This is a genomic window from Rhizobium pisi, from assembly GCF_003938655.1.
In the GTDB taxonomy this organism is placed as follows: domain Bacteria; phylum Pseudomonadota; class Alphaproteobacteria; order Rhizobiales; family Rhizobiaceae; genus Rhizobium; species Rhizobium pisi.
The window spans coordinates 42,899-64,658 of the sequence record NZ_RJJT01000024.1; the positions used below are offsets into that span (position 1 = coordinate 42,899).

At 60.3% G+C, this 21,760-nt stretch carries 20 protein-coding genes; 12 read left to right on the forward strand and 8 right to left on the reverse strand.

What is annotated here, in order from left to right; all coding sequences use genetic code 11:
- Nucleotides 1-11 precede the first annotated feature (11 nt).
- From nuoN to EFD55_RS26895, 5 genes are all read left to right on the forward strand, one after another.
- Complete coding sequence (gene nuoN / locus EFD55_RS26875; RefSeq protein WP_125849182.1) at nt 12-1,457, forward strand: NADH-quinone oxidoreductase subunit NuoN; 1,446 nt, start codon at nt 12-14, stop codon at nt 1,455-1,457.
- Nucleotides 1,457-2,221, forward strand: coding sequence for a biotin--[acetyl-CoA-carboxylase] ligase (locus EFD55_RS26880; RefSeq protein WP_125849184.1), 765 nt, complete (start codon nt 1,457-1,459; stop codon nt 2,219-2,221). The genes nuoN and EFD55_RS26880 overlap by 1 nt, the downstream gene beginning before the upstream one ends.
- Before the next feature lie 17 nt (nt 2,222-2,238).
- On the forward strand, nt 2,239-3,909 hold the full coding sequence (locus EFD55_RS26885) for a ribonuclease J (protein ID WP_125849185.1): 1,671 nt from the start codon (nt 2,239-2,241) through the stop codon (nt 3,907-3,909).
- A gap of 2 nt (nt 3,910-3,911) precedes the next feature.
- Entirely contained in the window at nt 3,912-4,316 is a 405-nt protein-coding gene (gene mce / locus EFD55_RS26890; protein ID WP_105005684.1) for a methylmalonyl-CoA epimerase, read from the forward strand.
- Nucleotides 4,317-4,432: 116 nt separating this feature from the next.
- Nucleotides 4,433-4,708, forward strand: coding sequence for a DUF1467 family protein (locus EFD55_RS26895; protein ID WP_125849187.1), 276 nt, complete (start codon nt 4,433-4,435; stop codon nt 4,706-4,708).
- Between the two features lie 315 nt (nt 4,709-5,023).
- On the opposite strand, the gene EFD55_RS33325 is transcribed toward EFD55_RS26895, so the two are convergent.
- Nucleotides 5,024-5,299 (reverse strand): hypothetical protein, encoded by a 276-nt coding sequence (locus EFD55_RS33325; RefSeq protein ID WP_165504849.1) that lies wholly within the window; start codon nt 5,297-5,299, stop codon nt 5,024-5,026.
- Here EFD55_RS33325 and proS point away from each other — a divergent pair.
- Genes proS through EFD55_RS26910 form a run of 3 tightly spaced genes read left to right on the forward strand, consistent with a single transcriptional unit; the run spans nt 5,298 to nt 8,638 of the window.
- Nucleotides 5,298-6,620: a proline--tRNA ligase gene (proS, locus tag EFD55_RS26900; protein ID WP_125849189.1), complete on the forward strand. Its 1,323-nt coding sequence runs from the start codon at nt 5,298-5,300 to the stop codon at nt 6,618-6,620. The two genes, EFD55_RS33325 and proS, sit on opposite strands and share 2 nt — an antisense overlap.
- 15 nt (nt 6,621-6,635) lie before the next feature.
- Nucleotides 6,636-7,940, forward strand: a complete 1,305-nt coding sequence (locus EFD55_RS26905; RefSeq protein WP_125849190.1) for a lipoprotein-releasing ABC transporter permease subunit — start codon at nt 6,636-6,638, stop codon at nt 7,938-7,940.
- Nucleotides 7,941-7,954: 14 nt separating this feature from the next.
- Nucleotides 7,955-8,638 carry an ABC transporter ATP-binding protein gene (locus EFD55_RS26910; protein ID WP_125849192.1) on the forward strand — a complete coding sequence of 228 codons (684 nt, stop codon included), beginning with the start codon at nt 7,955-7,957 and terminating at the stop codon, nt 8,636-8,638.
- Nucleotides 8,639-8,645: 7 nt separating this feature from the next.
- On the opposite strand, the gene EFD55_RS26915 is transcribed toward EFD55_RS26910, so the two are convergent.
- Entirely contained in the window at nt 8,646-9,110 is a 465-nt protein-coding gene (locus EFD55_RS26915) for a DUF5680 domain-containing protein (protein WP_125849250.1), read from the reverse strand.
- Between the two features lie 511 nt (nt 9,111-9,621).
- Here EFD55_RS26915 and dnaE point away from each other — a divergent pair.
- Nucleotides 9,622-13,119: a DNA polymerase III subunit alpha gene (dnaE, locus tag EFD55_RS26920; protein WP_125849194.1), complete on the forward strand. Its 3,498-nt coding sequence runs from the start codon at nt 9,622-9,624 to the stop codon at nt 13,117-13,119.
- 39 nt (nt 13,120-13,158) lie between these two features.
- Here the strand turns inward: dnaE and EFD55_RS26925 are convergent, their stop codons facing one another.
- Both EFD55_RS26925 and EFD55_RS26930 read right to left on the reverse strand, forming a co-directional pair.
- Nucleotides 13,159-14,409, reverse strand: a complete 1,251-nt coding sequence (locus EFD55_RS26925; protein ID WP_125849196.1) for a L,D-transpeptidase family protein — start codon at nt 14,407-14,409, stop codon at nt 13,159-13,161.
- Between the two features lie 92 nt (nt 14,410-14,501).
- Complete coding sequence (locus tag EFD55_RS26930) at nt 14,502-15,794, reverse strand: DNA polymerase IV (protein ID WP_125849252.1); 1,293 nt, start codon at nt 15,792-15,794, stop codon at nt 14,502-14,504.
- Between the two features lie 76 nt (nt 15,795-15,870).
- On the opposite strand from EFD55_RS26930, the gene EFD55_RS26935 reads away from it, so the two are divergent.
- Complete coding sequence (locus EFD55_RS26935) at nt 15,871-16,458, forward strand: GNAT family N-acetyltransferase (protein WP_125849198.1); 588 nt, start codon at nt 15,871-15,873, stop codon at nt 16,456-16,458.
- Here EFD55_RS26935 and EFD55_RS26940 read toward each other — a convergent pair.
- Nucleotides 16,433-17,110: a hypothetical protein gene (locus tag EFD55_RS26940; RefSeq protein WP_376774111.1), complete on the reverse strand. Its 678-nt coding sequence runs from the start codon at nt 17,108-17,110 to the stop codon at nt 16,433-16,435. The genes EFD55_RS26935 and EFD55_RS26940 overlap by 26 nt on opposite strands.
- On the reverse strand, nt 17,104-17,412 hold the full coding sequence (locus tag EFD55_RS26945) for a DUF3572 domain-containing protein (protein WP_125849202.1): 309 nt from the start codon (nt 17,410-17,412) through the stop codon (nt 17,104-17,106). Before EFD55_RS26945 ends, EFD55_RS26940 begins: the two co-directional genes overlap by 7 nt.
- Before the next feature lie 134 nt (nt 17,413-17,546).
- Here EFD55_RS26945 and EFD55_RS26950 point away from each other — a divergent pair, with 134 nt between their 5' ends.
- On the forward strand, nt 17,547-17,918 hold the full coding sequence (locus EFD55_RS26950; protein WP_003547430.1) for a response regulator: 372 nt from the start codon (nt 17,547-17,549) through the stop codon (nt 17,916-17,918).
- 18 nt (nt 17,919-17,936) lie between these two features.
- Complete coding sequence (locus tag EFD55_RS26955; RefSeq protein ID WP_125849204.1) at nt 17,937-19,310, forward strand: PleD family two-component system response regulator; 1,374 nt, start codon at nt 17,937-17,939, stop codon at nt 19,308-19,310.
- Nucleotides 19,311-20,086: 776 nt separating this feature from the next.
- Here the strand turns inward: EFD55_RS26955 and rpmG are convergent.
- Entirely contained in the window at nt 20,087-20,254 is a 168-nt protein-coding gene (gene rpmG, locus EFD55_RS26960; RefSeq protein WP_003587245.1) for a 50S ribosomal protein L33, read from the reverse strand.
- Nucleotides 20,255-20,347: 93 nt separating this feature from the next.
- On the reverse strand, nt 20,348-21,532 hold the full coding sequence (locus tag EFD55_RS26965; protein WP_125849206.1) for an MFS transporter: 1,185 nt from the start codon (nt 21,530-21,532) through the stop codon (nt 20,348-20,350).
- Between the last annotated feature and the right edge of the window lie 228 nt (nt 21,533-21,760).

Below are 21,760 nucleotides of genomic sequence, written 5' to 3' on the forward strand. Positions count from 1 at the left end.
ACTTATCGGACATGACCGCTGAAACAATTCTCCTCAGTCTGCATCTTTCCGCGCCGGAGCTTATCCTCGCGGTCGGCGCCCTTGTCCTGTTGATGGTCGGCGTCTTCTCGGGCGAGCGGTCAGGCCCCGTCGTTACCGGTCTCGCCATCGTCCTGCTCCTGGCCTCGGGTCTGTGGCTGCTCTTCGTGCCTGCGGAAGGCCTTGCCTATGGCGGCGTCTACATGGCCGACGGCTTCTCGCGCTTCATGAAGCTGGTCGCGCTCACCGGTTCGCTGGTCGCCCTGTTCATGACGATGGGTCACGCTAGGGAAAACCAACTCGACAAGTTCGAATTCCCGGTTCTCCTGGTGCTTGCGACCCTCGGCATCCTGCTGATGATCTCGGCCAACGACCTGATCTCGCTCTATCTCGCGCTGGAACTGCAGTCGCTGGCACTCTACGTCGTCGCCGCGATCAATCGCGACAGCCTGAAGTCGACCGAAGCCGGTCTGAAATATTTCGTTCTCGGCGCACTCTCTTCCGGCATGCTGCTCTATGGCATGTCGCTGGTCTACGGCTTTACCGGCCACACCCACTTCTCCGAGATCGCCCAGGCGCTGACCGTAGAAGGCACGCGTTCGCTCGGCCTCGTCTTCGGTCTGGTCTTTATCCTCGCAGGCATCGCCTTCAAGATCTCGGCCGTTCCCTTCCACATGTGGACGCCGGATGTTTACGAAGGCGCACCGACGCCGGTCACCGCTTTCCTTGCTGCTGCGCCCAAGGTTGCCGCAATGGCGATGATGACCCGCATCGTCATCACCGCCTTCCACCCGGTTCTGGCGGACTGGCAGCAGGTCGTCGTCTTCATCTCGATCGCCTCGATGCTGCTCGGCTCGTTTGCCGCGATCGGACAGAAGAACATCAAGCGACTGATGGCCTATTCCTCGATCGGCCATATGGGCTACGCGCTGGTCGGCCTTGCAGCCGGCAACCAGACCGGCGTTACCGGTGTCATGCTTTACATGGTCATCTATATGGTCATGACGCTAGGCACCTTTGCGATCATCATGTCGATGCGCCGCAAGGACGGCACCGTCGTCGAGGAGGTCAACGATCTCGCTGGTCTTTTCACAACGAACCCGTTCATGGCCGTGGTACTGACGGCGCTGATGTTCTCGCTCGCCGGCATCCCGCCGCTTGCCGGCTTCTTCGCGAAGTACTTCGTCTTCGTCGCCGCCATCGAAGCCAAGCTCTATGCGCTCGCCATCATCGGCGTTCTCGCCTCGGTCGTCGGCGCTTACTACTATCTGCGTGTCATCAAGCTGATGTGGTTCGATGAAGCGACCGGCGAATTCGCCCGTGTCTCTGGCGCGTTGCGTCTGGTCTTCGGCCTCTCCGGTCTCTTCGTCACCGCCTATGTCCTCATCGGCGGCCCGATCGGCGGCGCGGCCGAGCTTGCCGCAGCGACGCTCTTTTGATGGCTTCCGACGGACGGCGCCGGATATCGCTCGGCGATTTCAGGCACGATGCTCTGTCGGAAACATCGTCCACCAACAGCGAATGCCTCGCCCGGGCTCGGGCGGGGGATGGCGGCAACCTCTGGGTGACCGCTGAAAGACAGACCGGCGGTCGCGGTCGCCGCGGCAGGCTCTGGGTTTCCGAGCGCGGCAATCTCTACGCCTCTCTTCTCCTGATTGACCCGGCGCCGATGGAGCGCCTTGGCTCGCTGCCGCTGGCGGTTGCCGTGGCCGTGCACCAGGCGATCCGCAGGGTGCTGCCGCCGGGCGCCGAGCCACTCGAGGTCAAATGGCCGAACGATATTCTGATCGGCAGAAAGAAGACCTGCGGCATTCTCGTCGAAGGCGAGGGGTTGCCGGACGGGCGCTATGCGTTGATCGTCGGCATCGGCATCAATATCTCGGAGATGCCTGACAATCCGCTCTATCCCGTCACCTGCCTGCGTCAGCAGGGGGCGGCGGCATCGCCGGAGGAGCTCTTCGCCCACCTCTTCGCCGCGATGGCGGATGTGCTTGATATATGGGATCAGGGCCGCGGTGTCGGCGAGATCACAGCGCGCTGGCGCGAGATCGCTTGCGGCGTCGGCGAAAAGATCACGGTCAATTTACCGGACCGGTCGATTTCCGGACAATTCGCCGGAATTGATGATAATGGCTTGTTGATGCTCGATACCGGCGCTGGCAGGATAATGTCCATTGCTGCCGGCGATGTGTTTTTTGGATAGCGGAAAAAACGAAAATTATGGCGAAACAGGACGAATTGGTTTTCCTGCCTCTGGGCGGCGTTGGCGAGATTGGCATGAATCTCGCTCTTTATGGCTACGGCCCGCCCGAGCATCGCCAGTGGATCATGGTCGATTGCGGCGTTACGTTTCCAGGACCCGACCTGCCGGGCGTCGATCTCGTGCTGCCCGATATCCGTTTCCTCGCCAGCGAACGCAAGAACCTCAAGGCGATCATCATCACCCATGCGCATGAAGATCATTACGGGGCGCTCGCCGATCTCTGGCCCGGGCTCAACGTGCCGGTTTATGCCTCCGGCTTTACATCAGGTCTGCTCGAAGCCAAGCGCAATTTCGAGAAGGCTACAACAGCCGAAGTGCCGGTGACGCCGTTCAAAGCGGGCGATAGGATTAATGTGGGCCCCTTCAGCATCGAAGGTGTGGCCGTCAACCATTCGATCCCTGAGCCGATGTCCCTGATGATCCGCACACCGGTCGGCAATGTCATCCATACCGGCGACTGGAAGATCGACCATGAGCCTTCGCTCGGTCCCCTGACCGACGAAACACGTTTCCGCCAGCTCGGCGATGAGGGCGTGCTGGCGCTGATGTGCGATTCCACCAATGCGCTGCGCGACGGTGTTTCGCCCTCCGAGAAGGATGTGTCGGAAAGTCTGCGCAAGATTATCGAGGATGCCGAGGGCAGGGTGGCGATCACCACCTTCTCGTCGAATGTCGGGCGTATCCGGACCGTGGCCGAGGCGGCCGAGGCAGCCGGCCGCGAAGTGCTGCTGCTCGGCAGCTCGCTGAAGCGCGTCGTCGACGTCGCCCAGGATATCGGCCTGATGGAAGGGGTGAAGCCCTTCATCTCCGAGGAGGAATACGGCTATATCCCGCGCGACAAGGTCGTCGTCATCCTGACGGGCAGCCAGGGCGAGCCGCGGGCAGCCCTTGCCAAGCTCTCCCGCGACGAGATGCGCAACGTGGCCTTTGCCGCGGGCGATATCGTGGTGTTTTCCTCGCGCGCTATTCCCGGCAACGAGAAGGCGATCCAGGACATCAAGAACGGTCTCGTCGAGCAGGGTGTACATATCATCACGGATACCGAGGCGCTGGTCCACGTTTCCGGCCATCCGCGCCGCAACGAGTTGCAGCGAATGTACGAGTGGACACGGCCGAAGGTCGTGGTTCCCGTGCACGGCGAGGCGACGCATCTGACGGCCCATAAGGAACTTGCCGAACAATCCGGCATCGCGATCGTGCCGCGCGTGCGCAACGGCGACATCCTGCGGCTGGCTCCCGGGCCGGTCGAGGTGATCGGCGAGGCGCCGCATGGCCGCATCTACAAGGACGGCACGCTGATCGGCGATTTTGACGAGATGGGTATCGGCGAGCGCAAGAAGCTCTCCTATGTCGGCCATGTCGCGGTGAGCGTCGTGCTCGACGCCCGCTACGACATCATCGGCGATCCCGATCTCGTTTCGATCGGCCTGCCGGTCTATGACGACGAGGGCGACGAGATGGAGGATACGCTTTACGATGCGGCCATCGGTGCCATCGAAAGCATTCCGCGCGCCCGCCGCAAGGATCTCGACATGCTGCAGGAGGCCGTGCGCCGCGCCGTTCGTGCGGCCGCGAACCAGGCTTGGGGCAAGAAGCCTGTAGTCACCGCGTTTGTCACCAAGGTCTGACCATGCTCGGCCGGGTGAACCATATCGCCATCGCGGTTCCCGACCTTGCCGCGGCGACGGCGGCCTATCGCGATACGCTGGGAGCTGCGGTGTCGCAGCCACAGGCTTTGCCGGAGCACGGCGTTACCGTCGTTTTCGTCGAATTGCCGAACACCAAGGTCGAATTGCTGCAGCCACTGGGTGACACCTCCCCGATCGCGGCCTTCCTCGAAAAGAACCCGTCGGGGGGCATGCACCATATCTGCTACGAGGTGGACGACATCCTTCTCGCCCGCGACCGGCTGGTCGAGGCGGGCGCAAGGGTGCTCGGTGACGGCCAGCCGAAGACCGGTGCGCATGGCAAGCCGGTGCTGTTTCTTCATCCGAAGGATTTCTTCGGCACGCTGATCGAGCTCGAACAGGCCTGAACCGGGCTGCGGCAGAGTGACCCAAAAGGGGCTAAACCTCCCGCCGGCTTTGAGTTGTCCGCCGTTCCGCCGTATAAGGACGCGGAAGTGCCGATGTGGCATTAACGGAAAACATGATGCTTCAGATTTTTCTCCAGGGATTTGCCGTCTATTTCATTATCTGGTGGCTCACGCTTTTTGCGGTCCTGCCGATCGGGCTGCGCACCCAGGCCGAGGATAATGACATCGTGCTTGGCACCGTTCCGAGCGCGCCCACCCGGTTTCGCGCGGCTTTCGTCTTTTCGCTGACGACGCTGATTTCGGCTGCAATCTACGGCCTCTGGTATGTTTCCGACACCTATTTCGGCTGGGGCTTCGATGCCCTTCCACAACTCGGGCCGAGCTTCTACTAAGAGGTAGCTTTTGCTCAAACTTTGGGCAGATGTAAATTCGCTACGCCGAATTCTGTCATACTGGCGTCACGCTTTTGCGGCAAAGAGCTTGCCTAACGGAACAAGGCCCATCCCCTTACGGAAGGCAGCTTGTTTTTCGAATGAGATGGAAGCCAAAAAACCAAAAAAAAACAAGGCTAAAAGCCTTGTTTTAAGTATCGCGTGATCTGTAACCGTTGCCGGGGCTGCGACGAGCGCGCCTAAGATCTGATCCTCCCAAGACTTGACCGCGAATTTGGCAAGAATTAACTTCCCTGCCTGTTTTGTAAGCTAAAGCTAGCTCAAACATTGGGCTTTGTCATTACCTTTTTTTGCATTTTTGCTACACCCTAGCAAAATTTTTCTGTTGACAAGATTTTCGTTCAAGTCCTTATAAACACGCGCTTTTTCACGCCCTTTCATATTGCGGGTGCGAACATGCGCTTCGGGGAGGTTGCCAACGTTCGTTGCGGGTTTCCTTCCTGCCGCGAAGCGGCTATGAACGCTCCCGACATTAACAATTGTCTTCGATTCCGCTCGCCGGCGGGATCTCAACTGCTCGGAATCCGCCATGCGTCTGTCCCGCTTTTTCATGCCCATCCTCAAGGAAAACCCCAAGGAGGCGGAAATCGTCTCCCATCGGCTGATGCTGCGCGCCGGCATGATCCGACAGCAGTCGCAGGGCATCTATTCCTGGCTACCGTTGGGCAAGAAGGTGCTGGACAAGGTCAACAACATTATCCGCCAGGAGCAGAACCGCGCCGGCGCCATCGAGCTTTCCATGCCGACCCTGCAGTCGGCCGAGCTCTGGCAGGAAAGCGGCCGCTACGACGCCTATGGCAAGGAAATGCTGCGCATCAAGGACCGTCAGGACCGGCCGATGCTCTACGGCCCGACGAACGAGGAGATGGTGACGGATATTTTCCGCTCTTCCGTCAAATCCTATAAGGACCTGCCGCTCAATCTCTATCACATCCAGCTGAAGTTCCGTGACGAAATCCGTCCGCGCTTCGGCACCATGCGCTCGCGCGAGTTCATGATGAAGGACGCCTATTCCTTCGATCTGACGCGCGAAGGGGCGGAGCATTCCTACAACAAGATGTTCGCCGCCTACCTCAGAACATTCGACCGGCTCGGCCTGCGCGCTATCCCGATGCGCGCCGATACCGGTCCGATCGGCGGCAACCTCAGCCATGAATTCATCATCCTCGCCGATACCGGCGAGTCCGAGGTTTTCTGCCACAAGGACTTCGTCGATTTCGACATTCCCGGTGAGAACACGGATTTCGACAGCGTCGAGGGCCTGAAGTCGATCTTCGACAAGTGGACCTCGCTCTATGCCGCGACCTCGGAAATGCATGACGAGGCGGCTTTCAACGCCGTTCCCGAAGGCGATCGCCTTTCGGCGCGCGGAATCGAAGTCGGCCACATCTTCTATTTCGGCACGAAATATTCCGAGCCGATGGGCGCGAAAGTGCAGGGGCCTGACGGCAAGGAACACTTCGTTCACATGGGTTCCTACGGTATCGGCCCGACACGCCTTGTTCCCGCCATCATCGAAGCATCGCATGACGACAACGGAATCATCTGGCCGGCTTCGGTCGCGCCCTTCGATATCGTGGTGATCAACATGAAGGCGGGCGATCAGGCCTGCGACGATACATGCGAACTGATCTATGCCGCGCTGACCAAGGCCGGCAAGGATGTGCTCTATGACGATACCGACGATCGGGCCGGCACGAAATTCGCGACCGCCGACCTGATCGGCGTGCCCGTCCAGATCATCGCCGGCCCGCGCGCGGTCGCGAACGGCGAAGTTGAAGTGAAGGACCGCAAGACTGGCGCCCGCGAAACGATGACCATCGAAGCGGCGATCAACAGGTTCGTGGCTTAAGGAAACGGAGGCGAAATGGCAGAGGCAGCAGTGGACCGGAGTTCAAAATCCGGCTTGGGTCCGGCTGGCAGGCCATTTTCCACCTTCGAACGCCTGGTGGCGTGGCGCTATCTGCGCGCCCGCCGAAAGGAGGCCTTCATATCGGTGATCGCCGGCTTCTCCTTCGTCGGCATCATGCTCGGCGTTGCGACGCTGATCATCGTCATGGCCGTCATGAACGGCTTCCGCACCGAACTCGTCTCGCGCATTCTCGGCATTAACGGCCATATGATCGTCCAGCCGGTCGACGGCCCCTTCACCGATTATCCCGACCTCGCCAGCAGGCTCGCCGGTGTGCCCGGCGTCAAGATGGCGCTGCCTTTGGTCGAAGGCCAGGTGCTCGCTTCCGCCCAAGCTGGCGGCAGCACCGGTGCGCTGGTACGCGGCGCCCGCGCCGAAGACCTGACCAAGCTCAAAACGATCTCTGACAACATCAAGTCGGGCGACATGGTTGCCTTTGCCTCCGGTCAGGGCGTGCTGATCGGCACCCGCATGGCAGACCAGCTTGGTCTCCGCGTCGGCGATCTCATCACGCTGACGTCGCCGGAAGGCGACATCACGCCGATGGGCGTCAATCCGCGCATCAAGTCCTACAAAATCTCCGGCCTCTTCGAGATCGGTATGTCGGAATATGACTCCTCGATCATCTTCATGCCGCTCGAGGAAGCGCAGCTCTATTTCAATGCCGAGGGATTGGTTCAGTCGATCGAACTCTTCGTCGACAAGCCCGACGATGTCGACAATCTGAGGCCCAAGGTGGAGGCGGCGGCCGGCCGTCAGATCGCCATCACCGATTGGCGCCAGCGCAACCAGACCTTTTTCTCGGCGCTACAGGTCGAGCGTAACGTCATGTTCATGATCCTGACGCTGATCGTGCTCGTGGCCGCGCTGAACATCATCTCCGGCCTCATCATGCTGGTGAAGGACAAGGGCAGCGATATCGCCATTCTGCGCACCATGGGCGCCAGCGCCGGCGCGATCATGCGCATCTTCTTCATGACAGGGGCGGCGATCGGCATTGTCGGTACCATTGGCGGTGTGTTGCTCGGCGTTCTCGTCTGCGTCAACATCGAATCCGTCCGCCAATTCTTCTCCTGGGTATCAGGCACCGTTCTCTTCAATCCGCAGGTCTATTTCCTCAGCCAGCTGCCGGCCGAAATGGATTTCAGCGAAACGATGTCGATCGTCGTCATGGCGCTGACACTCTCCTTCATTGCGACCATTTTCCCGGCCTGGCGCGCCTCCAGGCTCGATCCGGTGCAGGCTCTGCGCTACGAATAAGGAATGCCGCCTTCATGAAACGCAACGTCGTTCTCAAGCTTACCGGCGTCGAGCGCCATTACGGGCAGGGCAATACGCTGCTCTCGATCCTGAAGGGCGCGGATTTTTCGATGTCGAAGGGCGAGATCGTCGCTCTCGTCGCTCCCTCCGGCACCGGCAAGTCGACACTGCTGCACGTTGCCGGCCTGCTGGAGCATCCAGACGGCGGTGAAGTCAACATCAACGGGCATGCCTGTGACGGCCTTAGCGACGAGAAACGCACCGCGATCCGCCGCAACGAGATCGGCTTCGTCTACCAGTTCCACCATCTGCTGCCGGAATTCTCGGCGCTCGAAAACATCATGATGCCGCAGCTGATCGCCGGGCTTTCCTGGAAGGAAGCCGGCGAACGGGCCGGCCAGCTTCTCGATTACATGCGCATCGGCCATCGCGGCTCGCATCGCCCGGGCGAGCTATCCGGCGGCGAGCAGCAACGCGTTGCAATCGCCCGCGCCGTCGCCAATGCGCCGACCTTGCTGCTTGCCGACGAGCCCACAGGCAATCTCGACCCGGAAACGGCAAGCTACGTCTTCGACGCGCTGGAGGCGCTGGTGCGCCAATCCGGCCTTGCCGCCCTTATCGCCACCCATAATCACGAGCTCGCCCGCCGCATGGATCGGCGCGTAACGATCTCCGACGGCAAGATCGTCGATTTCTGAGCGGCGGTCACGGGATGATCAGGCCGCCGCGATAATCGAGCTCATAGGCCTTTCTGCCGTCGACCATGATGCATTCGCTGCCGCTGAACCGCTCGCAGCCGCCTTCACTACGATCGATATAGCGGCCGAACGCATGCTCGAATTCCATTCCGCCGAGAAACCGGCCTTCGCGATACATTGTTGAAAGCGCCGCCTTGATCACAGCCCCGGCCGCGCCGCCCTCGATGAGGTCAGGCGCGACGACACAGCCGAAATAATTCATCGCCCAGACGGGTTCGTCGGCAAACCAAACCACCTCTTGTCCGGCAAAATCGGTGCCGCCGAAATAGCTGTCGAGATAGCGCCAGTCGCCGCGATCGTACCCGATATCGTGAGCACCCGGCCTGCAGGGCAGGCGCGGCACACCACCGCCGACATAGGTCGCGGCCTTGGCCTCTACGATGAATTCGTTCAGCATCCTGGCGTCGAGCATTGCCGTCTCCTCATGACTCATCCGGTAGCGATATAGCAAGGAAATCGGAACATAAGAAGAACAAATCAGCGGGAATCGCTCAGCCGCCTGTGGGAGTTGTCTTGGCTTTCGGATGATCTGCGACGGTGCTTTTCTGGTCTGAATGCAGAGCCGGTCGCGCGGGCATGCGCAACGCCGGCGTCGAAGCAAAACCGATTCGGCGCACCGCGAACCGAGATTTTTAAACGCAAGCCATGAGGAAAAGATTCCTGTTGACATGCGAACATAAATGGAACAAAGTAAAAACATAACGAGTAAGGAGAGCCAAATGACTGACATGATCCGTGATATCGCAGCATTCACCTCCATCGCAATGTTCGTTGCCAGCTTCTCGCTCATCGTCATGGCGATCTAAAGTTTTCAGGGGATCGCATGGCAGTCATGCGGTTCGGACGCGGGACTTCTTCTGGACATCATCTCCCTCTATGCCGACAATGCGTCCGATTCATTCGGTCGATTGGGAAGGCATGTCATGGCGGATACGGTAAAGGATTCAACGGGTGAGGCGATCGGCGGCACGCCGGGCTTCGTCCACCTGAGGGTCCATTCCGCCTATTCGCTTCTCGAGGGCGCCCTGCCGCTGAAGAAGATCCTCTACAAAGCGACCGGCGACAGCCAGCCGGCGATCGCGATCACCGACACCAACAATCTGTTTGTCGCGCTGGAATTTTCCCAGAAGGCGATGGACGAAGGCCTGCAGCCGATCATCGGCTGCCAGCTTTCGATTGATATGGAAGACGGGCTGGAAACGGAAAAGCGCGGTGGCCAGCAGGCGCTGATCAAACTGCCGTCGATCGTTCTTCTCGCTGCGACGGATGCCGGCTACGAACGGCTCGTCGATCTCGTCAGCCGCGCCTATCTCGGTGGCGAAAGCAACCAGGCCGTCCATATCAGCGCCTCATGGCTTGAAGAGGCCGGCACGGAAGGGCTGATCGCGTTGACCGGCGCCCTGACCGGGCCGGTCGATGTGGCAATCAAGGAAGGCCATTCCGCCCAGGCGGAAGCTCGGCTGCTCACACTGAAGCGTCTCTTTGGCGACAGGCTCTATGTCGAGTTGCAGCGGCATGGCACCTACGACAAACGGCACGAGCAGAAGATCGTCGGGCTCGCCTATGCCCACGACCTGCCGCTGGTTGCAACCAACGAAGCCTTCTTCCCAACGCGGGACGATTACGACGCCCATGATGCGCTGATGGCGGTGGCCCACAATGCTATCGTCTCGGACGATAGCCGCTTTCGCCTGACCCCGGATCATTACCTGAAAAGCCGGGCCGAGATGGCCAAGCTCTTCGCCGATCTGCCGGAAGCCTTGGAAAACACGATCGAGATCGCCAGGCGTTGCTCCTTCGTGCTGAAGACGCGAAAGCCGATCCTGCCACGCTTCACAGGCGCCACCGATGATGCCGAGGAGGCCGAACGTGCCGAGGCGAGCGAATTGCGCCGCCAGGCGGTCGAAGGGCTTGATATGCGGCTTTCTTCACTCGGCATGTCGCCGGGCTACGAGGAGAAGGATTATCGCGAGCGGCTGGATTTCGAGCTCAGCGTCATCGAGCGCATGCGCTTTCCGGGTTACTTCCTGATCGTTGCCGACTTCATCAAATGGGCCAAGCAACATGATATTCCCGTCGGCCCGGGCCGTGGTTCGGGCGCGGGTTCGCTGGTCGCCTATGCACTGACGATCACCGACGTCGATCCGCTGCGCTTCTCGCTGCTCTTCGAACGCTTCCTCAATCCGGAACGCGTCTCGATGCCGGACTTCGACATCGATTTTTGCCAGGATCGCCGCGAAGAGGTGATCCGCTACGTCCAGGCCAAATATGGCCGCGAGCAGGTGGCGCAGATCATTACCTTCGGTTCGCTGCAGGCGCGCGCCGCGCTGCGCGACGTCGGTCGCGTGCTGGAAATGCCCTACGGCCAGGTCGACAAGATCTGCAAACTCGTACCGAACAATCCGGCCAATCCGACCCCGCTCTCCAAGGCGATCGAGGAAGAACCGAAGCTGCAGGAAGAGGCGGCCAAGGAACCGGTCGTTGCCCGCCTTCTGGATATCGCCCAGAAGATCGAAGGCCTCTATCGCCACGCCTCGACCCATGCCGCCGGCATCGTGATCGGCGACCGCCCGCTGTCGAAGCTGGTGCCGATGTATCGCGACCCGCGCTCCGACATGCCGGTCACCCAGTTCAATATGAAGTGGGTGGAGCAGGCCGGCCTCGTCAAATTCGACTTTCTTGGCCTGAAAACGCTGACCGTGCTCAAGGTCGCCGTTGACTTCTGCAAGAAGCGCGGCATCGAGGTCGACCTTGCCAAGATCCCGCTCGACGATAAGAAGACCTATGAGATGCTCTCGCGCGGCGAAACGGTCGGCGTGTTCCAGGTTGAAAGTGCCGGCATGCGCAAGGCACTGATCGGCATGAAGCCGGACTGCATCGAGGACATCATCGCGCTGGTCGCCCTCTATCGTCCGGGTCCGATGGAAAACATCCCGACCTACAATGCCCGCAAGCACGGCGACGAAGAGCTGGAATCGATCCATCCGATGATCGATCATCTCCTTAAGGAAACCCAGGGCGTCATCGTATACCAGGAGCAGGTGATGCAGATCGCCCAGGTCCTGTCGGGCTATTCGCTCGGTGAGGCCGATCTTCTGCGCCGCGCCATGGGTAAGAAGATCAAGGCCGAAATGGACCAGCAGCGTGAACGTTTCGTTGTTGGCGCAGTCAAGAACGGCGTGTCCAAGCCGCAGGCCGACAACATCTTCGAACTGCTCGCGAAGTTCGCAAATTACGGCTTCAACAAATCGCACGCGGCCGCCTACGCCATCGTCTCCTACCAGACGGCCTATATGAAGGCGCATTATCCGGTCGAGTTCCTCGCGGCCTCGATGACGCTCGATATGTCGAACACCGAAAAGGTCAACGACTTCCGCCAGGATGCCAAGCGCCTGGGTATCGAAGTCATCGCGCCCTCCGTCCAGACCTCCTTCCGCCAGTTCGAGACCGGCGACAACCGGATCTACTACGCGCTTGCAGCCCTCAAGGGCGTCGGCGAATCCGCCGTCGACCACATCGTCGAGGTGCGCGGCGACAAGCCCTTTGCCAGTATCGAGGATTTCTGCTTGCGGATCGATCCGCGCCAGGTGAACCGCCGTGTGCTGGAAAGCCTGATCTATGCCGGCGCTTTCGACTGTTTTGCGCTGGACCGCGCCCAGCTTGCAGCCGGCCTCGACCGCATTCTCGGCTATGCCCAGCGCGCCCAGGAGAACAAGCTCAGCGGCCAATCGGACATTTTCGGCAGTACACTGAACTCAGGCCCGGAGAAGATCTCCTTGCCGCCCTATTCACCCTGGCTCGCTTCCGAGCGGCTGCTGAAGGAATTCCAGGTGCTGGGCTTCTATCTCACAGCCCACCCGCTCGATTCCTACAACAACATCCTCCAGAAGATGCGCGTGCAGACCTTTGCCGAGTTTTCCCAAGCCATCAAGCAGGGTGCTGCCAATGCGCGTCTTGCGGGCACCGTCATTTCTAAACAGGAGCGCAAGACCCGCACCGGCAACAAGATGGGCATCATCGTCTTCTCGGATTCGTCGGGCCAGTTCGAGGCGGTGCTATTTTCCGAGATGCTGAACCAGTATCGCGACGTGCTCGAGTCGGGAAAATCATTCCTGCTGACCGCGACGGGCGAGGAGCGGCCGGAAGGCATCGGCCTGCGCATCCAGACGATCCAGTCGCTAGAGGAAAAGTCGCTGCAGATGCAGAAGGCACTGCGGGTCTATGTCCGCGATTCCGGGCCGCTGCGGATGGTTGCCGGCCATCTGAATGCCAAGGGCGACGGCCTGGTATCCTTCATCGTCATCAAGGAGGAGGGCAAACGCGAGGTGGAAGTGGCGCTGGCGGAGAAATACCGCATCACGCCGGAGATCGCCGCGGCCCTTCGCGCCGCCCCCGGCGTCGTGGATGTCGAACTCGTGTGATCAACTCAGGTGATCGCAATTACACTCGGCTGATCGAGATCACCCTCGGGTAATTGTGATGAAATCCGTGCCTTCGCCGGTCTCCGAGCCGAGGCCTGTATCGGAGATCGTCAGCGTTGAGCCGGGCGCAATCAGCGCGTCGATCCTGCGGCGGGTCTCCTCTGGGATCACGATGCGGCTGAGTGAGCGGGCAATCGGTTTGCCCATGACGATCGAGCTTTCCTGATTGGTGATCCCGAGCCGCTTCATCGTCTCGCGGGAGAGATTATTCGCCAGCGTCACGCCGAGCCAGTCCGCCGTGCCGGCCCTTTCATCGACTGCATGCAGGGTCAGAAAATGCGTGCCGAGCGCCAGGCCCGGATCGGCGATCGTCACCGGCGCTTCGAAGATCGGCTGGAAGGCTTGCCGCACCATGATGACGCCGTTCGGCGGCTCGCCCTTGCCAGCGGCCGCATAGACGGACTTGAGAAGCGTGTCGGAGACCAGGCTTCTGTCTCCGGCAAAATCCGCCGGCCGCAGCGTCTTGAAGGTCTTGATCGCCTGCACGGTCGACGGGCCGAGCAACCCGTCCGGATCGCCGGCGGCAAAGCCGAGCTGATTGAGAAGCATCTGGATGTCGATCACCGTCTCGCGCAGCGTGCGCCGCGTGACGAGCATGCTGATCGGCTCGGACGGCTCGGCCTCGGACACTGCCGCCGGCGCCGCCGGCATCGGTATCGCAGCCGTGTCGTTCATCGCCACTTGCACCGGTTTTTGCGGGCTGTCGGGCATGGATGGCCGCAACTCGACATCCGAAAGCAGCGGCATTGCCGCCGGCGTGTCCGGATGGAAAAGGGTGGGGTGGTCGATCGGCTGCGGCACAAGTTCGCCGTCGCTAATGATGACGGGGACGCCAGTTTCCGTCATTCCGTAGAGCATTTTTGCGAAGGCGCCCGGCATGCGCACGCAGCCGTGCGAGGCGGGATAACGCGGCACGGAATTCGACTCGTGCAACGCGATGCCGGACCAGGTCAGCCTTTGCATGAAAGGCATCGGGGCGGCCGAATAGAGATTGGATTCGTGGTATTTCTGCTTTTCCAGCACGGAGAAAATGCCGCTCGGCGTCGTGTGGCCGTCTTTGCCAGTCGAGACCTTCGAGGTCGCGACGACCTCGGCGCCGTCATAGACCGCAAGCGACTGCTTGTCCTTCGAGACGAAGATCTGCAGCGTGCGCACATCCGCGGCAAAGGCGGGGTGCACGAGTGCGGTGGCCGACAGCAAGCCGAGGCCGAAGACGAGACGCGAGAACATGATACCCAACCATACGCAATACTGGTCCGGCACATTATGGGACGAAGTTTAAGGAAGATTTTATCGGCCGGATCGCGCACCCGCCTCACGGTTTAGTGATCGCGCTTGCTGCTGCCGAAGGTATAGCCGGTCTCGACCGTCTTGTTGCCGAACTTGTCGCGCAGCTTGTCCATCGCCGCTTCCGCCGCCGCGCGCCGGCCTGATTGCCGATCGATGAGATCGGGCGGGTCGGCGCGGGCGGCATCGCCGAGATCGGTGACGCCGATGCCGAGCAGGCGGAATTTCGTGCCGTCCGTTTCCTTTTCGAGAAGCTCGAGGCCTGTGCGAAAAATCCTGTCGGCAAGCTGTGTCGGGTCTTCGAGTTTGCGGTTGCGGGTGCGCGATTTGAAGTCGGCGGTCTTCATCTTCAGGACCACGGTTTGGCCGGCAATATCGCTCTTCTTCAGCCGCCAGGAGACCTTCTCGGAAAGGCTGCGCAGGATCGGCACCAGTTCGTCGTAGCGCGATATGTCGTCGACGAAGGTCGTCTCGGACGAAACGCTCTTGGCCGCGTCGTTGAGATGAACCTCGCGGTCGTCGATGCCGCGCGATAGCCGGGCAAGCCGCTGGCCGATGCTGCCATAGCGGCGCATCAGGTCGTTCTCCTCCATCTGCTGCAACTGCCCGATGGTGCGGATGCCGTCCGCCTCCAGCGTTGCCGCAAAGGCCTTGCCGACGCCCCAGATGGTGGTGACGGGACGCGGCGCCAGGAACTCGACCGCTTCCTCACGACCGATGACGGAAAAGCCGCGCGGCTTCTGCAGGTCGGAAGCAACCTTGGCGAGGAACTTGCAATAGGAAAGCCCGACCGAAACGGTGATACCGATCTCCTTTTCGACGCGTCGGGCGAATTTGGCGAGCGTGCGCGCCGGCGGATCGTGATGCAGCCTCTCGGTGCCGCCCAGCTCCAGGAAGGCCTCGTCGATCGAAAGCGGCTGTACCAGCGGCGTCAGATCCTGCATCATTGCCCGCACTTGGCGCCCGACCCGGACATATTTTTCCATGTCGGGGCGGATGACGATCGCCTGGGGACATGCCTCCAGTGCCTTGAACATCGGCATGGCCGAACGCACGCCGTGGATGCGCGCGATATAGCATGCGGTGGAGACCACGCCCCGTTTTCCGCCGCCGATGATGACGGGCTTATCGGCAAGCTCCGGATTGTCACGTTTTTCGACGGCAGCGTAAAAAGCGTCGCAATCGATGTGCGCAAGCGTCAATGCGTAGAGTTCGCGATGGCGCACGAGGCGAGGGCTGCCACACGAAATGCAACGGCGTGCCTCACCCTTCTGCTCGGCAAGGCAGTCGCGACAGAAGCCGGGTGTCTTGTCAGGCGTGGGCGTCATCATTGGAACAAAGGTTGAACATGCTGACGTTACGCCTTAAGCTCCCGAGTCACAAGAGAGGGTGGAAGCTTTGCCTTTGGATAACGACCTTCGTTTCGAGCCGGTGACGCCGGAACGCTGGAGCGACTTCGAAGCCCTGTTCGGTCCGCAGGGGGCTTTCTACAATTGCTGGTGCGTCGCGCTGCGCTTGCCGCATGCGGTGAGGACGAAGATGGCGGCTGAGGAGCGCAAGGCGCATATGCGGGAGCGCATCGAAACGGGGCCGCCGCCGGGCATTCTCTGTTATGCCGGGGGCGGGCCGGTCGCCTGGGTGCAGGTCGGGCCGCGCCTCGACGTGCCGCAGTTCAATTCGCCGCGCACCGTCTCGCGGCCGTTGGAGGAGGGCGATGCGCATAATCCATCGATCTGGGCTGTCAGCTGCTTTTTTCTGCTGCCTGCACTGCGCGGCAAGGGGATGAGCCATCGCCTGCTCGCCGGCGCCATCGAGCATGCGCGGCGAGGGGGAGCACGGTTCCTCGAAGCCTGTCCGATCGATCACGTCAAGCAGTCGAAATCTGTCACACTCTGCATCGGCTCGACGGCGATCTTCGATGCGGCCGGTTTCGAGATGGTGGCAAGGCGCAAGGATGGCCGTCCGCTCATGCGGCTGGAGCTGCGCGACTGACCGTGTTGGAAAGGAAATGCGTTTCGATGAGTTCGGCCGCATGCGCCCAGTCGGCGGCGCGGGTGATGTCGTCGGCCGCCGCCGGAGCAAAACGATGGACCGGCGAGTTCGGCATCAGGTGAATGAGCAGGCAATCGGCGACGTGATCCCTTACGGAATGCAGATTGCGCGCCATATCATCGATGAAGACGACGGGAAGGGAGCGGCTCGCATGCAGCGCGTGAACGATCGGTCCCTTGGGCTGTTCGGTGGCAAGCAGAGGAAAGAGCAGGCCCATCCTGTCGAGCAGGCGACGGCGCTGTTCCTGGAACCGTGGCTGCATGGCTGTCAGGAAAAGGACGTCAGCCTCTTCCGAAAGCCGGCCAAGCGTCTCGACGACGCGGTCGAGCGGCGTCTGCCACAGCTCCTGCGCTTCGAAGAACTCTTCGATCAGCCGGCTGACCTGCTGGTCCTCGATCGCAACCCCGTCCGCCTTCGAGACGATGTTGCCGTGAAGCCGGAACGAGCGCGGCAAGAACTCATGGCCTTGGCTTTGAAGAAAAAGCTGGAAGGGGCCGATGAACTGCAGCACGACGTCGTCGACGTCGCAGACAATCAGCGGCCGCTCGCCGAGGCGAATATGCGAGATATCGAGTTCTATCACGCTCAGTATTCTCCGGAATCGAGGCCCGGAGAAGAGAAATGCCGCCAGGCGGCGGTCACCGTCTCCGGGCTGAGCCCGCTCGCCGCGCAGAAAGCCATCGCCGTCGGTTCGTGGTTCATCAGGAAATCCATCATGCCGGCAAGAAATCCCGGATCGTTGACGGCACTGCGCACCTGGCTGGGCGCCACGCCGGTGAGCGCGAGGAAGCGCCCGAACATGTCGGGATCGTCGGCAAGCCAGCCGAGCACGGCAACCGCCGTCTCATGCGGGTCGGCGGCTGGTTGTTTCGAAGTCTTGAAGTTGCTTTGCATTTCGAGGGGTAAGTTACCTTTTCTTCAACCAAATACCGCTAGCGTGCAGCTATCGGTTTCACGGAGCAATTTGTCCATATGTGCATTTCCCATGGGATGAATGACTGCGCGAACGGACGTAGGGATAGCTTGTCATGCCCAAACAGGTGATGATTGTAGAAGATAACGAGCTCAACATGAAGCTCTTTCGAGACCTGATCGAGGCGTCCGGCTATACCACGATTCAGACAAGGAACGGTATGGAGGCGCTCGATCTGGCGCGCAAACATCGCCCCGACCTCATCCTCATGGATATCCAGCTTCCCGAGGTCTCCGGCCTCGAAGTCACCAAATGGCTGAAGGAAGACGACGAACTGCACGTCATTCCCGTCATCGCCGTCACGGCCTTTGCGATGAAGGGTGACGAGGAGCGGATTCGCCAGGGCGGCTGCGAGGCCTACGTTTCCAAGCCGATCTCGGTTCCAAAATTCATCGAGACGATCAAGACCTATCTGGGCGATGCCTGACGCATCGGAAAGACGCTTATGACTGCGCGAATACTGGTGGTTGACGATATTCCGGCCAACGTGAAGCTGCTCGAAGCGCGGCTGCTTGCGGAGTATTTCGACGTGATGACCGCGGCCGACGGCTACGAGGCTCTGGCAATCTGCGAGCGTCACCAGGTCGATCTCATCCTGCTCGACATCATGATGCCCGGGATAGACGGTTTCGAGGTCTGCGAGCGGCTGAAGGCCAGCCAGAAGACCGCCCATATTCCCGTCGTCATGGTGACTGCGCTCGACCAGCCGGCCGATCGCGTGCGCGGGCTGAAGGCTGGCGCCGACGATTTCCTGACGAAGCCCGTCAATGACCTGCAACTGATCTCGCGGGTCAAGAGCCTGCTGCGGCTGAAGACATTGAGCGACGAGCTGCGCATCCGCGCCGACACCGCCCATACGATGGGCATCGACAACCTCACGCGGGCAGGCGAGGGCCGCGCCGACGAGAACGCTCAGGTCCTGCTCGTCGACGGTCGCGCTAATTCGCAGGAGCGCATCATCAAGGCGCTGAAGCCCGTCGCCGACGTGCTTGCCCTTTCCGATCCGCAGGCCGCCCTCTTCGAGGCCGCCGAAAGCGCGTTCGACCTTGTCATCGTCAACGCCAATTTCGACGATTACGATCCGCTTCGCCTCTGCTCACAACTGCGCTCGCTGGAGCGGACGCGGTTCCTGCCGATCCTGATCATCACCGAGCAGGGCTCCGACGAGATGGTCGTTCGCGCGCTCGATCTCGGTGTCAATGACTACATCGTCCGTCCGGTCGATCCCAACGAACTGGTTGCCCGCAGCCTGACGCAAATCCGCCGTAAGCGCTACAACGACCGCCTGCGCAACAGCGTCAAGCAGACGATTGAGCTTGCCGTGACCGATCCGCTGACCGGTCTTTACAACAGGCGCTATCTCGACAATCACCTGAATGTGCTTTTCAACCGTTCGATGGCCCGTGGCCGGCCGCTTTCGGTGCTGATCACCGACATCGACCGCTTCAAGCAGGTGAACGACACCTACGGCCATGACGGCGGCGACGAGGTGCTGCGGGAATTCGCAAACCGCGTCCGTTCGACCATCCGCGGTGCCGATCTCGCCTGCCGCTACGGCGGAGAGGAATTCGTCGTCGTAATGCCCGACACATCGCCGGAAGTTGCCGCCACCGTCGCCGAACGCCTGCGCGCAGCGGTCGAAAGCACGTCTTTTGCGCTGAAACATTCAGGTCAGGCGCTGAGCGTCACCGCTTCCTTCGGCATCGCCTCGCGTATCGCCTCGGTTCTGACCCCTGATCAGTTGATGAAGCAGGCGGATCTGGCTCTCTATGAAGCCAAGAATACGGGCCGTAACCGTGTGGTCGCCGCGGCCGCCTGACGAATCATTTGCCGCCATAGACGCCATATTGGAGTTTTCCACTGCGGTAAGTGAATTATTACGGATTTTTAATGCTGGCCTGCGCGATGCGCAGTGAAAATTTTGCAACTTAATAGCCCAAAAATGGACTTCCCGCATTCCTGCGAATGTGCTGACATTCGCTAGTCTCGAAGACGTTAGGCCATCACTGGAAACGAAACAGAGACTATAAAAAACCTGCGGCCAACAGGGTGCAAATAGATTGCGCCGACGTCACCTGACTTAAGGGGAGGGGAGGCGTAAGTTATTAGGCTATATTGTCGAATTTCTTCGGCGGTTCATGCGGCGCGCTTCGAACCCAAGCAAAGCCCCTAAATCTTTGTATGTACCAAAATTGGGCTTTTAACCATAGAATCAAGCTTAGAAAAATAACCATTAAGAATTTGTTGATTTTCTTTCATTTTTGCGCAAATTATCGGCTCATAAGAGAAGCGCTCCCGTAGAGGAGTTGTCGATACCCCATGATGCTCAGGTCCGCCGCATCTCCTGGGTCGTGGGGTCGGTCGGCTAGTAGGCAAGCTATAACGGTTCCTCGTGCCGTTTTGCATGCTGGCCGACCCCCTTTCAAGAAAACGCCGCCACTTCCCGAAGATGGAAGGGCGGCGTTTGTCTGTTTGCGCTATCATCTTCAACGGCAGCCCGATCGGGGGCAATCCGATCCGCGGCGATCTAATCCAGACAATAAAAAACGCGCAACCCGAGGGCGCGCGCTTTTTCGAATTCCCGAGACCAAGTGATTACTTGATCTTGGTTTCCTTGAACTCGACGTGCTTCTTTGCAATCGGGTCGTACTTCGTCTTCGTCATCTTGTCCGTCATCGTACGGCTGTTCTTCGTCGTGACGTAGAAGAAACCGGTGTCGGCTGTCGACAGCAGCTTGATCTTGATTGTTGTAGCCTTGGCCATGGTCGTCCTGCCTTTAAGAAAATGAAAGCCGTGGAAGGCGGATGAGGCTCCACGGCAAATTCTGGCGCGAAACTACGAATCCAGCCCGAAAAGTCAAGCCCGTTTTCGAATGAACATCAGCCTGATGCCGGAAAGTAGGGCATAGAGGCCGAAGAAAGCGGCGATCGCCCAGGCAAAACCGTTATTGCCGGCGACGTCGATCGCTGCGCCGATCACCTGTGGCCCCGCGACCGTTCCCATCGCATAACAGAAGACGAAGGCGGCATTGGCCGCCGCAAGGTCCGAGCCCGTCAGCCGCGAGCCGAGATGGCTGAGGCCGACCGTATAGAGGCCAGAAACGCAGCCGCCCCAGAAAAGCAGGATCCCGGCCATCAGCAGCCAGTTGTTGACCAGCACGGGCAGCATCATCGATCCGACGAAGCCCATCAGCGCCATGCAGGCCAGAAGTGGCCGCTTGTCGGCAATGCGGTCGGAAAGCAGGCCCAGGGGGATCTGGAAGATGACGTTGCCGACACCCATCATGGTCAGCAGCAGTGCGGCCTGCGATTCGGTGAAATGGGCGCGCACGGCAAAGATCGGAAAAAGCGAGAGCCCGCCCGCTTCGACCGCGCCGAAGATGAAGACGGCGGCCGTCGCTGTCGGCACCAGGAAGACGTAGCGCATAAAATGCAGCTCCGGCTTTTCCTCGAGTATCGGGCTTTCGTCTCGGGCGATGAAGATCGGGATGGCGGCAAGCAGGATGGCGGCGGCGCCGATCAGGAAGGGAAAGATGCCATCGCTGCCAAGCAGCGAAAAGAGCAGCGGTCCTGCAGCGAACCCGAGGGAAAGCACCGTCGCATAGATGCCGAGCACGAAACCGCGCTTGGAGGGCGGTGAGGCGGCGTTGATCCAGAACTCCGAGAGGATGAACAGCGTTGTCGTCGCACCATGGAAGGCGAAACGCAACGGAAACCACATCCAGAATTCCTGGGCATAATAGAAACCGAGCGCGCTCAACGCTGAAATCAGCACGGCCCAGAGCATTGTCGGCGCAACACCGTACTTATGGGCGAGCTTGGTGGTGACGGGTGCCGCGGCCATCGCCGCGATCCCGGCCATCGCCGTGTTGAGCCCGATCAGGGTGGATGAGATGCCGCGTTTTTCCAGGATGATGCTGAGAAGCGGGAGCCCGAGACCGATTGCTATGCCGACGGCCGAAATGGACGAGATGGCTGCCACCAGAGAAGGCCAATGGATTTCTTCGACATCGCCTGGTGTGCCGTTTCTCGGCTGAGACATTTATCCATCCTTAGATAGCTGCGCGAGCGAATCGGCCGATTGCGTCACATAGATAGACACAAGCGTGCCAAATCCAGGTGACGGGCGGCGTTTCGCAATATTTCCGATGTGAGTGGCCATCTGCGGAATGTAAAGCCTGTTCGGACAAGAAATGCTTACCATGTCAGGTCGTTGAGGATCGTCGGCTCCCGCGTTTGGGTGTGGTCGGTGGAGGGCTGGCACTACACG